Below are 14,244 nucleotides of genomic sequence, written 5' to 3'. Positions count from 1 at the left end.
AAGATTGAGTAGTTTCATAGAATTGTAATAAATTTTTTTTCTATGCTTCTTTTTTTACTCGTCCTCAACAATTTTTTGATTAATCCGATATAAATTTTAGAGAAAATAAAAGGGGCGATGAAGGTGGAACTGCAATCAATTAGTTCTCCTGTATTTCAAAAATCTGAGCCTGTGCTTAAAAGCCAAAACCAACCAGAACATACGACTCAAGCAGAAGCTTCAGTACAGAGTAAACCAACGAAAGAATCACTTGAAAAAGTGATTCATGCGATGAATGATATGTTGAAACCAGCACACACTTCTTCAAAATTTGTGCTTCACGAAAAATTGAATGACTATTACGTTCAAGTTGTGGATGAAGTAACACAAGAGGTGCTCAAGGAAATTCCAAACAAAAAGTTCCTTGATATGTATGCGGATATGATTGATTTTATGGGTATTTTTGTAGATAAAAAAATTTAGGGACGGTGATGAACCGTGAGTATGAGAATTGGTGGATTAGCGAGCGGAATGGATATCGATACGATCGTTGGCGATCTAATGAAGGCAGAGCGCATTCCACTCGATAAACTAGCGCAAAAGAAAACAACGCTAGAGTGGCAGCGTGATGATTATCGTTCGATGAATAAGCTACTGACCGATCTCGATCGTTTCGTTTTAGACGGAATCGCCCTTCAAGGGACGTTTAATAAGAAGACCGTAACAAGCACGAATCCAAATGCGGTAACTGCGACTGCAGCGGGAAGTGCTGCTAATATTACGTCTAAGATTAAGGTTACAGATCTAGCATCAGCAAGGACTTGGGTATCTGCTCCGATTTTAGATACTGGCGTTAAGGCCAAAGGTACCGAGCTATTAAAAGATGTTAATGCATCATTTGGAACAACACCCATTGAGCTAAAATTTAAAGTTCAAAAACCAGGAAGCACAACGCTAGAAGCTGAGAAAACAATATCAATCGACCCGACAAAAGATACACTAGAGTCTGTTGCGAAGAAATTTTCAGAAGCAGGGCTTGAAATGTCTTCATTCTATGATGAATCTACTGGGAAATTCGCAATATCAAATAACTTAACAGGTAAAGGTTCGAATCTTTCACTGGAAAGTGCTGATACAGTAACGTTCTTTTCTAATCTTGGTTTTTCAGTTGATGGGAAAAATCTTGGTGCCGCAAACTCTGACAATGGAACAAATGCTATATTTGATCTTAATGGGATTACTGGGATAGAACGCACATCCAACAATTTCACAATCAGCGGAGTTTCCTATTCATTAAAAGCAGAAGGAGAATCCACCATCAGTTCAACTACAGATACTGAAGGTGTAATCACTTCCATTAAAGATTTTGTGAAAAAATACAACGAAACAATTGAAGCGATCAATAAAAAGACTGCTGAAACTAAGTACCGTGATTTTCCGCCTCTAACGGATGCACAGCGCAAAGACTTATCTGAAAAAGAAGCGGAACTGTGGGATGAGAAGGCAAAGAGCGGGATGCTGCGTGGAGATTCTATCCTCTCAAGCGGCTTGAACACGATGCGTTCGGTTTTATATGCTTCCGTTAACACAGGAGACACGAAATATGATCAGCTTTCTGAGATCGGAATTACAACTTCTCGTAACTACCTCGATAAAGGGAAACTAGAGATCGATGACAAGAAACTAAGAGAAGCATTAGCGGCGAATCCCGAAGCTGTGATGAAGATGTTTACTGGTGATAGTACAAATAACGTAGAAGGTATTGCAAAAAAACTGCGTGCCTCGATTGACCAGACTGTCGACAAAATCGAACTAAAAGCAGGGAATGCGCTTCGTACAAATGCTCAGTTTACGCTAGGTAAAGAGTTAACTGATGTAGACAAGCGTATCTCAGCTTTTGAAGATCGTTTGAAGCAAGTGGAAGACCGCTATTGGCGTCAGTTCTCAGCCATGGAGTCAGCGATTCAACGTTCCAACCAACAATCCATGTACTTAATGCAGCAGTTTGGCGGCGGACAGTAATTTTAAACCAAAAAGGAGTGTTACCTTTACATGTCCATACTTAACGCAAACAAGGCGTATCAAAATAACTCAGTCCAAACGGCGTCTCCCGGCGAGTTGACGCTCATGCTCTATAACGGATGTTTAAAGTTTATCGGTCTCGCACGAACGGGAATCGAGCTTAAAAATACAGAACAAAAGAATACAAATCTATTAAAAGCACAAAAAATCATTCAAGAGTTGATGGTCACGCTGAACATGGACCTTGAAGTATCAAAGTCATTGATGACAATGTACGACTACATCAACCGCCGTCTGATTGAAGCAAACATTCAAAATGACGTGAAGATTCTAGATGAAGTGGAAGACTATGTGCTAGATTTCCGCAACACGTGGAAAGAAGTGATTCAGATTAACCGCCGCATGCAGCATGGCGAGACAGGGCGCGTGTAATGCCTGTCGTAAAAATTCTGCTCGAGATCACGAAGAATCTGTATGATCATGTGAGTGCTGGTTTGCCAAAAGAAGAGCGGGAATCGTATATCGAACGTTTAAATGAATTACTCGATCAGCGCCAGGCAACAATCAGCAACTTACCGGGCACGTATTCGGAAGACGAACAGCGGATGGGGCGTTTGATCGTAAAGATGAACGAGACAATTGATCCTCTTTTAACGCGGCAGTTTGAAGAGATTAAGCATAATCTTTCAACGATGAAGAAAAAGAAAGAAAAAAACACCCATTATGCTAATCCATATCAGTCGGTGTCAGTGGATGGGATGTATTTTGATAAAAAGAATTAACGAAGAAGCACTAGCTGTGGCAGCAGCGGAGTGCCTTTTTTATGTGGAACATACTATATCAAGAAAAGTGTTCTGGTTATCAAGAGGTAGAGGTGAGATATCAAGAGAAACAAGAAAGATATCAAGAAAACAAAACAGGATATCAAGCAAAAATGAAAGTTATCAAGAATTCCTTAAGTACTCAGAAGCGGCTACCTAATTTCACAAATGCCTCAAATACCTCTCCGGACTCTCCAAAAAGCTTTTCGTGATCTGCACGTGTTCCAGATCTTCGTAAGGAGTTGGAGCGGGTGGCAGGGAATCGAGACTGATGATTTCTGCACCGGGATAGGCCATTAAGATGGGAGAATGAGTCGCGATAATGAATTGTGCGTTCTGTTGCTCCATCTCTTTTAACATTGATATAAAACTTAACTGTTTCATAGGGGAAAGAGGCACTTCAGGCTCATCGAGAATATATAAGCCGTTCGGGCGAAAGCGTGATTGAAAGAAATCTAGAAAACGTTCTCCGTGTGACCGAAACTCGAGACCATCATTATAAAGTTCTTTAAGTTCAGCCAGCGTTCGATTGTGTGGAAGGGAAGCAAGGCTCTTGGCATAAGCAGACTTGTCTTTGTACTCCACTTCAATGTTTGCTAATTCTTGTAACGCCGTTTCTTTCATTTCTGCCGCACGCCTCACAAAGCTAACAAAGTCTTCTGCGTTTAAAAAGAATCCTTTTTTCGTTTTCACACTCCACGTCAATTTTAACTGTTTGGCTAATTTTTTGATGGCGGCGTTCTCGTTTTCTGAACGATTGATTTGAACAGAACCCGCTTGATCTGCGATTGCCTCGAGCAATGTTGATTTCCCCGTACCATTTTCACCAACTAAGATGGTGACAGGTTTTTGAAAATGAAGAGACTCTAAGGATTGAAGAAGCGGAAGTTGAAAGGGATAACCTTCTTGCTTCTTATCCCTTCTGTACAGAATTGATTTTAAAATCACGAAAAAGCACCTCTTTCTCAAACGGTTCTTACTTTCAATTCTACCATTGAGATTAGAGATGCTTCTATATGGAATGGCTATTCGATACTTGTAACTTTATCGTGAAACTTCCCAGTATACACGGACTGTGGACGGTAAATCGTGTTGTCTTGGGATTGTTCTAAAATGTGAGCGGTCCATCCGACCATCCGGCTTGCTGTAAAAGTAGGTGTGAATAAAGCAGGATCTAGTTCAATCGCCTTCATTATCGCTGCCGCGTAAAATTCAACGTTCGTATACAACGCTCTGCCTGGTTTGTATTCCTCAAGCAACGTTATCGCTGTTGTTTCTACTTCCAGCGCGAGATCTAACCACTCATCTTCACCGACCAACTCTAAAAGTTTTGCTTTTAGTGCAACAGCTCGTGGATCGTGTGTTTTATAGACACGGTGACCGAATCCCATTAACTTCTCACCATTCTCCAACTTCCCTCGTATCACTTGTTTAGCACTTCCAGCATTTCTAATCTCGTCTAGCAAGTCAATGACCGCTGAAGGTGCGCCACCATGAAGAGGTCCTTTCATCGTTCCAATCGCAGATGTTGCGGCTGAAACCATATCCGATTCGGTCGATGCTGTAACCCGAGCTGAAAAAGTGGAGGCGTTCATGCCATGCTCGAGCGTTAAGATCATGTATGTTTCAAGTGCTAGTGTATGGGCTTTGCTCGGTATTTCACCTGTAAGCATATATAGATAGTTTTCGACATGACTTAATTCTTTAGATGGCTCAATAAAATGCTTACCATCCAAAAGACGTGTCCAATAGCAAATGATGGTCGGAACAATACTCGTTAACCGAATGGCTTGTGAAACGGTTGGCTTCCATCTATAACTCGAGACACCTTCAGACGAAATGGCCGTTCGAACTACACTCATCACATCCATGTCTTTAGGGAGGTGGTCTAAGATGTTTTTTAAATGAAGAGGAAGCTCACGATTTCTTATAAGTTCGCTTTTGAGATTTTGTAGTTGTTCATCGTTAGGTAGTTTTCCGAACCAAAGAAGGTGTGCGACTTCTTCAAACGAAAAACGTGAAGTAAGATTACCAATCTCATAACCTCTGTAGATCAGCTTACCTTCTGTACCATCGATGTGGCTGATCGCTGTTTCCGCTGCAACGATTCCTTTAAGTCCTTTTTGCATCATGGTTTTCACTCCTTCCATTATTTAGTATCATTGTATAGAATGAATTTGATTTATGATATTAATTGTTTTTAATTGATTTAATAATAAAATTTAATCAGGAGGGATTATGAGAGATGGAATTCTCTTGGCTACAAACATTTATCACTGCAGCAGAATGCGAAAATTTTAGAAGGACGTCTGAAATCCTTCATGTTTCTCAGCCTTCTGTTTCTGTACATATTAAAATGTTGGAGTCTGAATTAGGAATGTCACTGTTTTTACGTGATGGCAGAAGAGTGAAGCTGACGGCGGAAGGGAGAAGGTACCTGCAGCATGCGAGAAAGCTGATGGAAGTGTATGAAAGTGGACTAGAGGATCTAAACGCGTTTCAACAAGGCTATGACACGAAGCTTTGTATCGGAATCTCACCGCTCATTGCAGATACGATTCTGCCTTCTGTTCTGAAACGATATGTAAAAGCTAATCCCGATGTGGAGATTTCGATAAAAATTATTGATTCAGAAGATATCGAGAGAGCGGTTTTAAACGAGGATGTTGACCTTGGGCTTTCTTGTCTAGGAAGTTCACATGCTGAGATTACGAGTCGGATGCTTTATCAAGACAAGATCGTATTAGTGGCACCGCACGACGGGTTGGATTTTGAAGCAGCGCCACCCCTGGATGAAAAAGAAGTACTGCTCTCTAACTACTTACTGACCCATAATCATCCAGGATATTGGGATGATCTTTGCAGACGTGTGAAATCCCGTTATCCCGGCGTTCGGATGATGAAGGTGTCTCAGATTCACATTACAAAACGCTTTATTGCAGAAGGGTTAGGAATCTCGTTCTTACCGTTATCAACCGTAAGAAGAGAGCTATTAGAAGGACGTTTGCTAGAGGTGGACTGTAATTCAGTGGACATTCCGGATGCTCATACCTATGCGTTAACAAAGTACAATCATGGTAAACAAAAAGAGTTTTTGACATATTTGTCTGGGTATCGGTTTTAGTGTGAAATTTGATTTGAAGTTTACGGTACGTGTTTTTATATCTGTTACAGATTCGCACAATTTATTTATGTTTCCGCACATTTTTCAGTCATTTACACACATAAATCGTTGTAGCCGGCACAAATTTTGTTGATTTACGCACCATTTACTCAATTATGCGCACACATAAAGATTAATTTACAGAATGCAGCTATCTCTTAATCCCATAAACAATACAAACGACGCCTAACATGATCCAGATCAAGCTGGCGAATGACAATTTCGTTGATAAACCATAGATTCCGAGCGTCATCGTCGAGAAAAAGATGATCGGCCCGATTATGGAAAGCAGGGAATTGATGACGAGTGCTCGCTCTACCGTATTAAAGTGCAGCATGAATAGGGCTGCCGTAATCTCAAGGGTACCGGATAAAATACGAATGGCCGCCATAGCTAGTACGACTTTTTCAATCATTTGCAGCAACGTCCATTGCCTCCTTTTAAACAACTGTTTAATGTTCCTACGCTGTATAGTGCATTATATGTGGCCAAGCTCCAATTAGAAGTGTAAAAAAGTTGCTACTATTCCCACTCTTTGCAATTGAAGGACTATACAGGTAATGATGGTTTTTTAGTGTATACTTGTCACTCAAGTTATTTTAAGGGGGAATAGGGATATGTTTGCAACATCAAATGGACCGCTCATTCAGGAACCGATGGCGATTTTTGCTTATCTAGCAGCGCTTGTTGGCTTCGTTTTCATATTGGGTGAATCCAAAAACCACATTCTACGGAAGTTTTTCCACTATGCGCCGCCACTGATCTGGACGTATTTTTTGCCTATGATCTCAACAACTCTTGGCATCATACCTTCAAGTTCTGATTTATACAGTTTTGTTTCCGCTTACATACTGCCGGTTGGATTGCTGTTATTGCTTTTATCTATTAACGTAAAAGCGACACTGAAACTTGGACCGAAAGCAATCCTTATGTTCTTAGCTGGAACGGTAGGGGTAATCGTTGGAGGACCAATTGCGCTCGCAATATTCCAGCCGTACTTGCCAGAGGACGCTTGGACAGGTGTAGCTGCACTAGCGGGTAGCTGGATCGGGGGCTCTGCCAATATGGCAGCGCTCGTTGAAGCAGTGGACACACCAGAACACATTTTGTCACCAATCATCGTAGTCGATACGGTTGTTGGATACAGCTGGATGGGAATCATGATCGCACTTGCGGGTTACCAAGCTCGCTTTGACAAGTGGAATAAAGCCGACAACCGCATCATTGGGGAAGTGAACAAGCAGGTTGGAGAGCTTGAGAAAAAGAATGCTCGTCCGATTGCGATTCCTCAATTGCTTGCCATTCTTGGTCTTGGTTTTGGTCTAGCGTTTGTGGTTGGAAAGTTTGCTGAGAAGCTGCCACAAGGGGATATTCTAAACGCTGCTACTTGGACAATTATGATCATTTCCGCGATTGGAATCGTACTATCCTTTACAAAAGTTCGTGAACTTGAAAATTACGGAGCTAGTAAAGTAGGGTATGCAGGAATCTATCTATTGCTTGCAACTATCGGGGCAAAAGCGAACTTGATCTATGTTGTTGAAGCACCTCAATATATCTTAATGGGAATCGTGTGGCTTTCGATTCATATTCTTTTCTTGTTTGCGGCAGCAAAATTATTACGCTCACCTATGTTCTTTGTGGCGGTTGGTTCACAAGGAAACATTGGTGGTACAAGTTCAGCACCTGTTGTAGCTTCTGTGTTCCAACCAGCGCTTGCGCCAGTTGGCCTGTTAATGGGATTACTCGGTAACATTGTTGGAACGTATGGCGCAATAGTTTGTGCGAAGCTCGCACAGATGGTCTCACAGATGTAAATTTTTTAAGGACCGGTCGATTTGATCGGTTCTTTTTAATAATTAAAATTGTATAATAGGTGTCGATATTGTATTTTTATGCAGATTTAAACGTAGAGATTTTTCGACAAAACTTCTTATTTTTCGCCAATCTTAAGCCTTTGACAACTTTTTTGGGTATATGTCATACTATAAAGTGTATAGAAGATCTATACAAAGATTCGCATGATGAAGGGATTGTGAAACATGTTAGGAAAAGTAAAATGGTTTAACGCAGAAAAAGGTTTTGGATTTATCGAGCGCGAAGACGGAGACGATGTGTTCGTACACTTCTCTGCAATTAACACTGAAGGATTCAAAAGCCTTGATGAAGGTCAGCAAGTCGAGTTTGATATTGTAGATGGAGCTCGTGGGCCTCAAGCGGCTAACGTAACTAAACTATAATTCCAGGCAATATGACCATACTTTTAATCCCGTCTGTTTTAGGCAGGCGGGTTTTTATTTCTAGAAAATATTTCATAATATGAATCATTAGTTTGCAACATAACGCAATCACTGTTATGATGGTGTTAGATTATTTTTGTTCGGTGTAAAAGATTGTATGAGTTTCGACTTTTCTTCTTTAACAATACTTTGGGCAAGAGTAGCAATATATCGTGTGGAAACGCACTAGGAGGCAACAATCATGGAACAAGGTACAGTAAAATGGTTTAACGCAGAAAAAGGTTTCGGATTCATCGAGCGCGAAAACGGAGACGATGTATTCGTACATTTCTCAGCGATCCAATCTGAAGGATTCAAATCTTTAGACGAAGGTCAAAAAGTAACTTTCGAAGTTGAGCAAGGTGCTCGTGGCGCTCAAGCTGCTAACGTTCAAAAAGCATAAGCTTCGTTATACAAAAACAGGTTCTCTTTTGAGCCTGTTTTTTTGTTTTGTCTAAAAAGTTTACATAAAAAAACCCCACTCATCAATCGAGTAGGGTGATGGAACAGGTTTTGTAAAATGTTTTAAGCTTTAAAGGTTAATACCTAGTATACCATAAAGTTTGAAGCTAGCAGAATGTGAGTCAAATATATTTTTGTGTCAGATTGGAATTGGTAAATATAAGAAACAGGGATATTTGTTTCGTGAAAAAAATCTAATAAATTGCTAAATGGACTTTTGCCCGGTCTCATAAGGTTTTTCGCCATTGTAAAGAATTTGTCGATAGTGTAAAAATATTGTCAAAATATTTTAAATGTTACGGAGGAATTCTTTTGGGGTATATCGAAATATATATACATCACCGAAAGGAGGAGTTAAGTTATGCATTTTAACATTCGTGGAGAAAACATCGAGGTGACAGAAGCCATTAGGGCTTACGTTGAGAAAAAGGTGACGAAACTCACAAAGTACTTTAACGAAACTCCGAACTCTGAAGTACACGTCAATTTAAAGGTGTACAACAATGAACAATCCATTGAGGTTACGATACCGATGAAGGGCCTTCTGCTTCGTGCAGAGGAACGTCATTTGGATTTATACGCTGCGATTGATTTGGTGGTAGAAAAATTAGAGCGTCAAATTCGAAAACACAAAACAAAAGTAAACCGTAAATTTAGAAATGCTGAAGGCACAAAGCACATGTTTGCTAACGGTACAGAAGGCGTATCAACGGCACTGTTAGAGGAAGAGGACGATTTCGAGATCGTACGTGAAAAGCGATTCGATCTAAAACCGATGGATACAGAGGAAGCTATTCTCCAAATGGGCTTACTCGGCCATAACTTCTTCGTTTATAACAATGCTGAATCTGGTGAGATGAACGTCGTGTACAGACGTAAAGACGGCAAATATGGCCTAATCGCAGGAACGAACTAACTATATACAAAACTAGACTACACACCCCATGACACTTTTGGGGTGTGTTTTATTTTTGAGATCGTTAAGTTGCCAATATAATTTAAAACTCGCCGATAAAATTGAATTCTTGCCGATATATTCAGAATTTCGCCGATAAAACTGAATTCTTGCCGATAAATTCTAAATGAAGGAGCTACTAACCATGAAAAACGATATTCTTTTAAAACAGCTTGCAGCGATTCGCCACGACACTTTGAGTGCTGTGGAAGGACTGACTGAGGAGGAGGCTGACTTTGTTCCTGAGGGTTTCAACAACAGCATCCGCTGGAACTTGGGGCATATTTTTTTAGATCAATACGATTGGCTGTATCATAAAATCCGTGAAGATAATCCGGCACCAATTCATTATCGGGAGTTATTCGGGTTTGGAACGAAGCCAGAGGATTGGCAGCGGACGCCTCCAACTCTTCAAGAGCTCCGCCACCGGTTGATGGAGCAGGTTCAAGTAATTCAGGAGCAGTTTGGTCATCGACTCGATCAGGAGCTAGATGAACCAACTGAACTAGGGATGAATACTTTTGCAGAAGTGCTGCCACGAACCTTTTATCATGAAGGTCTTCATTTAGGCACGATCCTTGCTATTCGTAAGGCGGTACATCTTCAAAAACAAACACAAGCAAAATGAAAAAAGTGCAGACTCCTCGTCTACACTTTTTCTGCTTTCAATACAGATACAGTTATCGATTGATTCTCACCACTACGATTTAAATATGCGTAAGAGTAAACCAATCCTACTAAATAAAAGAGCAACAATAGGTAAGCGGGTGAAAGGTGAAAATGGTTGTCGTATCCAATCATAAAATGTGTACCAACGCCTGTTAAGAATCCTGGCAAACCGCCAAGCGCCAGTGTCCACCACACCCATTTTGCACCTTCACGATAACCCCACAACGAAATGGTTAACAATAAAAATCCTTCTGAGATTAAAGCACCGCCGAATCCAGCACGATCGTGTGCGATTAACGGAATTAATTTATCGTTAAACGCATTGATTTGTTCAGGTGTTAGCGAGAAGAACATTAAGTCTTCTTTTACAAAAACTCCGTTCATTCCGATGATGGAAATCACGATACCTGCAGAAAGCAAGCACATACCTGATATGACAAATAAGCTCTGCCCTAGCTGACTTCTTTTCCATGATAGCGTGTTATAGAGATTCGACCCTTTTGACCCTGTAGTGAGGTTGCGAGATTTAAAAAGCCCATAAAGAAAAAAGGGAAGAATGATTAAATAATAGACAAAGTGAAGTCTGTCAAAATAGCCGAAACCCACAAAGTAAAAGATGTTTAAGAAACCGAGCGCTGCAGCAATCACATACGCTTTTTTTGCCCAATGTTCACCTTTTCGAATACCGTGATACGAAAGCTGCATGAACATGAAACCTGCCGAGATCATAACACCTGCTAGACATATTCGATCATGAGACATGAAGTGAAAAAGGTGATGACTGAATGTTTGAATCTCTTCTTTTTGTATGCCTAAATATTGCTCATCATAGGGTAAGAGAACTTCGGTCAGCCCGATGATTAGAGCGATGATGCCTGCAATGAAAACACCGAGTCCCATCAGGAAAAAGGATATCCATCCTGTTTGTTCAATTGGTTTAGAGACAGGATTTTCTTCATACAAAATACGTTCGTTGATGCGCTTCGGAAGACCTGGTCCGGAATAAACAAATCCGCTATGCAGTTGTACGAGAGATGCACCTTCCCGAAAAAGTTCCATCGCATCACTTGGTTCATGAACGCCACCAGAAGCAACAATCATTTTGTTGTAAGGCAAGAGCTGTTGAATACTTTCTTTTAGATGATGCATCTCCATCTGTCCAAGTTCGACGTCATCATCACTTTCAATTCCTTCTCGTATGATATAGCCATCTACAGCAATGTCTTCTGTAAAATTCTTCACGTTTTTATGAGTAAGCTCCAATAGAAGAGGTTTAGATGTAAGTTCCTTGATCCGCTCTAAATATGAAATGCCTTCAACATCGATAATAAAGAAAGCAGCATGTTCATCGATTTTTTGCACAAGCTTCTCATAATCCTGGAGTGTTTCTCCCTTAATCATCATCCCAAGAGGTATTGTCGTCCTCATAGACTGAAGCTTTATTAAAGTGGCATCGAGACCTAAATTTTCATGAAGGTGATCATAAACGAGAGTTTCTTTCTCTACATTTCGTATGATCGGTTTATGTGATTTCTGCGGCAGAATGGTAATCGGTCCTACTTCAATGAAACCAAAGCCAAGGTTTGTGAATGCTTTTGTCCCGTTCAGATGAGGATCTAATCTACCACTTATGCCAACAGGTGAGGGAAAGGTGATCTCAATAATCTTCTGCTCTACTTCTTTGCTTGGCTGCATATGACCGAAAAACTGTATGACTTTATCACCAAATGGCAGTTTGGCGAGGGTGTTCATCGTATGTAAAGTTAGGTCACGGCTTGTTTCGGATTTCATGCGAAACAGAAGAGGTTTAAAAAAGGTATGATATGACCAATCAGGCATAAGAAAACACTCCTTTTTATGCCGTTTTTTATAAGTGTAACGCAAAAACTGGATGGAATTTCAAACTTTTTTCAGCTGAAAAATATTTTTCGTGTTTTTCTACGTTTTGTTCCTTTGTAATCTGTTTTAACAGCAGGATTTTGAAGTAGGTAAGGGGAACTAGTCAGTAACATGAAAACGCTTACACTGATGACTATGTTTACTATTTAAGGAGGAGAAGTAGTTATGATGATGAATGTGCCTTTTCGAGTTACAAGTATGCTAGAGCATGCGGAGCGGTATTTTGCTAAAAAGGAAGTAACGAGCCGCACGATGTCCGGAATTAGGAGGTTCAGTTACAGGGAGATTGGTGAGCGAACACGCAGGCTTTCGAGCGCGCTAAAACGACTTGGTGTTCAAAAGGGTGAGCGGGTTGGAACACTTGCATGGAACCACCATCGTCATCTAGAAGCTTATTTCGCCATTCCAGGTGTGGAAGCTGTTCTTCACACGATCAATATCCGACTTTCCCCTCAGCATATTGCATATATTATCAATCACGCCGATGACCAGATTTTATTCGTAGATCAGGACATTCTACCTCTTGTTGAAGCACTTAAAGATCATATTCCTAATGTAAAAGCGTATATTTTGATGACCGATGAAGACGAGCTGCCGCAATCGCCGCTTCAGCCTCTCTATCATTATGAAAAACTACTAGAAACAGGTGACCCAGCTTATGAGTTTCCGCAAAATGTTGATGAAAACGACCCAGTTGGAATGTGCTACACGTCTGCAACAACCGGAAATCCAAAAGGTGTAACGTACACACACCGCTCGACCGTGCTTCACTCAATGTCACTCGGACTTGCTGATGGCGGTTCTGTATCAGAAAGTGATGTTCTTATGCCAGTTGTGCCGATGTTCCACGTAAATGCTTGGGGACTTCCGTATGCGGCAACCTGGTTCGGTTCGAAGCAAGTGATGCCTGGACCGCGATTCACGCCACAGCTTTTAGCGGAACTGATTGAGATGGAAAAAGTAACCTTTGCTGCAGGTGTACCAACGATCTGGATGGGGCTTCTTCAAGAACTCGAACAGAATAGTTATGATACTTCTAGTCTTCGAGCGGTTATTTGCGGAGGATCTGCTGCACCAAAAGGAATGATCAAAACGTTCGAGGAAAAACATAACATTCCGTTTATGCATGCTTATGGTATGACGGAAACGAGTCCACTTGTAATCGCAACGCGACTGAAAACATATCAAGCGGATCTGGACGAAGAAACGAAATTAGATTATAAAGCAAAACAAGGTTATGTCGTGCAGGGTGTTGAAATGAAAGTGATTGGCGCAAACGGGGAAGTGAAGTGGGACGGCAACGAGATGGGCGAGCTGTTGCTTCGATCGAACTGGATCGCGGATGAATATTACAATGATGACCGGACAGAAGGGACGTTCAACGATGGCTGGCTTCATACCGGGGATGTTGTTACAGTAGATGAAGAAGGATTTGTGAAGATCGTTGACCGGACGAAGGACCTGATCAAGAGCGGGGGCGAATGGATCTCGTCAGTAGATTTAGAGAATGCAATTATGGCGTTTCCTGATGTTTTTGAAGCTTCCGTTATCGCGGTGCCTCATCCAGAATGGCAGGAGCGGCCGCTCGCATGTGTTGTGTTGAAGCCTGATGCTAAAGGAAAAGTGCCAAAAGAAGACATTGTGGAATTTTTGCGACCGCAGTTTGCGAAGTGGTGGATTCCAGACGACATTGTGTTCATGGATGAGATCCCAAAAACGTCGGTGGGTAAGTTTTTAAAGCGAACGTTGCGTGATCAGTTGAAAGATCATTATATGACAACTGCGAAATCGTAAAATTTGAGAGACTTACTTGATTTTGTTCAAGTAAGTCTCTTTTTTAATTCTTTTTTACTCTAGAAATTGAGAACGTGGCCAAATGTTGTGTAACAGAAGATGGCTAATACCCCAAAAGTGTGCAGCTTGAATGAACATAAAAAGGTTTTGTGCGCATCAAGAAAACATCGGAAAATATATCCGCAGATAAAGACATTTTAT

16 protein-coding genes are annotated in these 14,244 nt (G+C 41.0%); 12 read left to right on the top strand and 4 right to left on the bottom strand.

Annotated features, from left to right (window positions below; all coding sequences use genetic code 11):
* Positions 1-123: 123 nt before the first annotated feature.
* Genes flaG through P4V41_RS02855 form a run of 5 tightly spaced genes read left to right on the top strand, consistent with a single transcriptional unit; the run spans position 124 to position 2,982 of the window.
* Complete coding sequence (flaG, locus tag P4V41_RS02875) at positions 124-462, top strand: flagellar protein FlaG (RefSeq protein ID WP_328083322.1); 339 nt, start codon at positions 124-126, stop codon at positions 460-462.
* A gap of 21 nt (positions 463-483) precedes the next feature.
* The gene (locus tag P4V41_RS02870) at positions 484-2,001 is read left to right on the top strand and encodes a flagellar hook-associated protein 2 (protein ID WP_328083469.1); all 1,518 of its coding nucleotides are present in this window, start codon (positions 484-486) and stop codon (positions 1,999-2,001) included.
* A 30-nt stretch (positions 2,002-2,031) separates the two neighbouring features.
* Positions 2,032-2,433, top strand: a complete 402-nt coding sequence (gene fliS, locus P4V41_RS02865) for a flagellar export chaperone FliS (RefSeq protein ID WP_066397945.1) — start codon at positions 2,032-2,034, stop codon at positions 2,431-2,433.
* Entirely contained in the window at positions 2,433-2,783 is a 351-nt protein-coding gene (locus P4V41_RS02860; protein ID WP_191752503.1) for a flagellar protein FliT, read from the top strand. The genes fliS and P4V41_RS02860 overlap by 1 nt, the downstream gene beginning before the upstream one ends.
* Positions 2,767-2,982, top strand: a complete 216-nt coding sequence (locus tag P4V41_RS02855) for a hypothetical protein (protein ID WP_328083321.1) — start codon at positions 2,767-2,769, stop codon at positions 2,980-2,982. The genes P4V41_RS02860 and P4V41_RS02855 overlap by 17 nt, the downstream gene beginning before the upstream one ends.
* Positions 2,983-2,984: 2 nt before the next feature.
* On the opposite strand, the gene P4V41_RS02850 is transcribed toward P4V41_RS02855, so the two are convergent.
* Together P4V41_RS02850 and P4V41_RS02845 are read right to left on the bottom strand one after the other, a co-directional pair.
* The gene (locus P4V41_RS02850) at positions 2,985-3,770 is read right to left on the bottom strand and encodes an AAA family ATPase (RefSeq protein WP_328083320.1); all 786 of its coding nucleotides are present in this window, start codon (positions 3,768-3,770) and stop codon (positions 2,985-2,987) included.
* 77 nt (positions 3,771-3,847) lie between these two features.
* Complete coding sequence (locus tag P4V41_RS02845) at positions 3,848-4,954, bottom strand: citrate synthase/methylcitrate synthase (protein WP_328083319.1); 1,107 nt, start codon at positions 4,952-4,954, stop codon at positions 3,848-3,850.
* 113 nt (positions 4,955-5,067) lie between these two features.
* On the opposite strand from P4V41_RS02845, the gene P4V41_RS02840 reads away from it, so the two are divergent.
* The gene (locus tag P4V41_RS02840; RefSeq protein ID WP_328083318.1) at positions 5,068-5,946 is read left to right on the top strand and encodes a LysR family transcriptional regulator; all 879 of its coding nucleotides are present in this window, start codon (positions 5,068-5,070) and stop codon (positions 5,944-5,946) included.
* A gap of 190 nt (positions 5,947-6,136) precedes the next feature.
* On the opposite strand, the gene P4V41_RS02835 is transcribed toward P4V41_RS02840, so the two are convergent.
* Positions 6,137-6,400: a YqhV family protein gene (locus tag P4V41_RS02835; protein ID WP_328083468.1), complete on the bottom strand. Its 264-nt coding sequence runs from the start codon at positions 6,398-6,400 to the stop codon at positions 6,137-6,139.
* 202 nt (positions 6,401-6,602) lie between these two features.
* Between P4V41_RS02835 and P4V41_RS02830 the strand changes: the two genes are divergently transcribed.
* From P4V41_RS02830 to P4V41_RS02810, 5 genes are all read left to right on the top strand, one after another.
* Positions 6,603-7,802, top strand: coding sequence for a DUF819 domain-containing protein (locus P4V41_RS02830; RefSeq protein ID WP_328083317.1), 1,200 nt, complete (start codon positions 6,603-6,605; stop codon positions 7,800-7,802).
* A gap of 225 nt (positions 7,803-8,027) precedes the next feature.
* Positions 8,028-8,225, top strand: coding sequence for a cold shock domain-containing protein (locus tag P4V41_RS02825; RefSeq protein WP_130296881.1), 198 nt, complete (start codon positions 8,028-8,030; stop codon positions 8,223-8,225).
* A 241-nt stretch (positions 8,226-8,466) separates the two neighbouring features.
* Positions 8,467-8,667 carry a cold shock protein CspC gene (gene cspC / locus P4V41_RS02820; protein ID WP_034314312.1) on the top strand — a complete coding sequence of 67 codons (201 nt, stop codon included), beginning with the start codon at positions 8,467-8,469 and terminating at the stop codon, positions 8,665-8,667.
* Positions 8,668-9,087: 420 nt separating this feature from the next.
* Positions 9,088-9,642 (top strand): ribosome hibernation-promoting factor, HPF/YfiA family, encoded by a 555-nt coding sequence (hpf, locus tag P4V41_RS02815; RefSeq protein ID WP_144697887.1) that lies wholly within the window; start codon positions 9,088-9,090, stop codon positions 9,640-9,642.
* Positions 9,643-9,826: 184 nt separating this feature from the next.
* Positions 9,827-10,309 (top strand): DinB family protein, encoded by a 483-nt coding sequence (locus P4V41_RS02810; RefSeq protein WP_328083316.1) that lies wholly within the window; start codon positions 9,827-9,829, stop codon positions 10,307-10,309.
* Between the two features lie 20 nt (positions 10,310-10,329).
* Here the strand turns inward: P4V41_RS02810 and P4V41_RS02805 are convergent, their stop codons facing one another.
* On the bottom strand, positions 10,330-12,189 hold the full coding sequence (locus P4V41_RS02805) for a dihydroorotate dehydrogenase (protein ID WP_328083315.1): 1,860 nt from the start codon (positions 12,187-12,189) through the stop codon (positions 10,330-10,332).
* 225 nt (positions 12,190-12,414) lie between these two features.
* Between P4V41_RS02805 and P4V41_RS02800 the strand changes: the two genes are divergently transcribed.
* Entirely contained in the window at positions 12,415-14,043 is a 1,629-nt protein-coding gene (locus P4V41_RS02800) for a long-chain fatty acid--CoA ligase (protein WP_328083314.1), read from the top strand.
* Positions 14,044-14,244 lie beyond the last annotated feature (201 nt).

The sequence above is a fragment of the Fictibacillus nanhaiensis genome, assembly GCF_036213205.1.
Lineage (GTDB): Bacteria > Bacillota > Bacilli > Bacillales > Fictibacillaceae > Fictibacillus > Fictibacillus nanhaiensis_E.
Note: the sequence above shows the minus strand (reverse complement) of the source record. Positions and strands in the feature narration are given on the sequence as shown.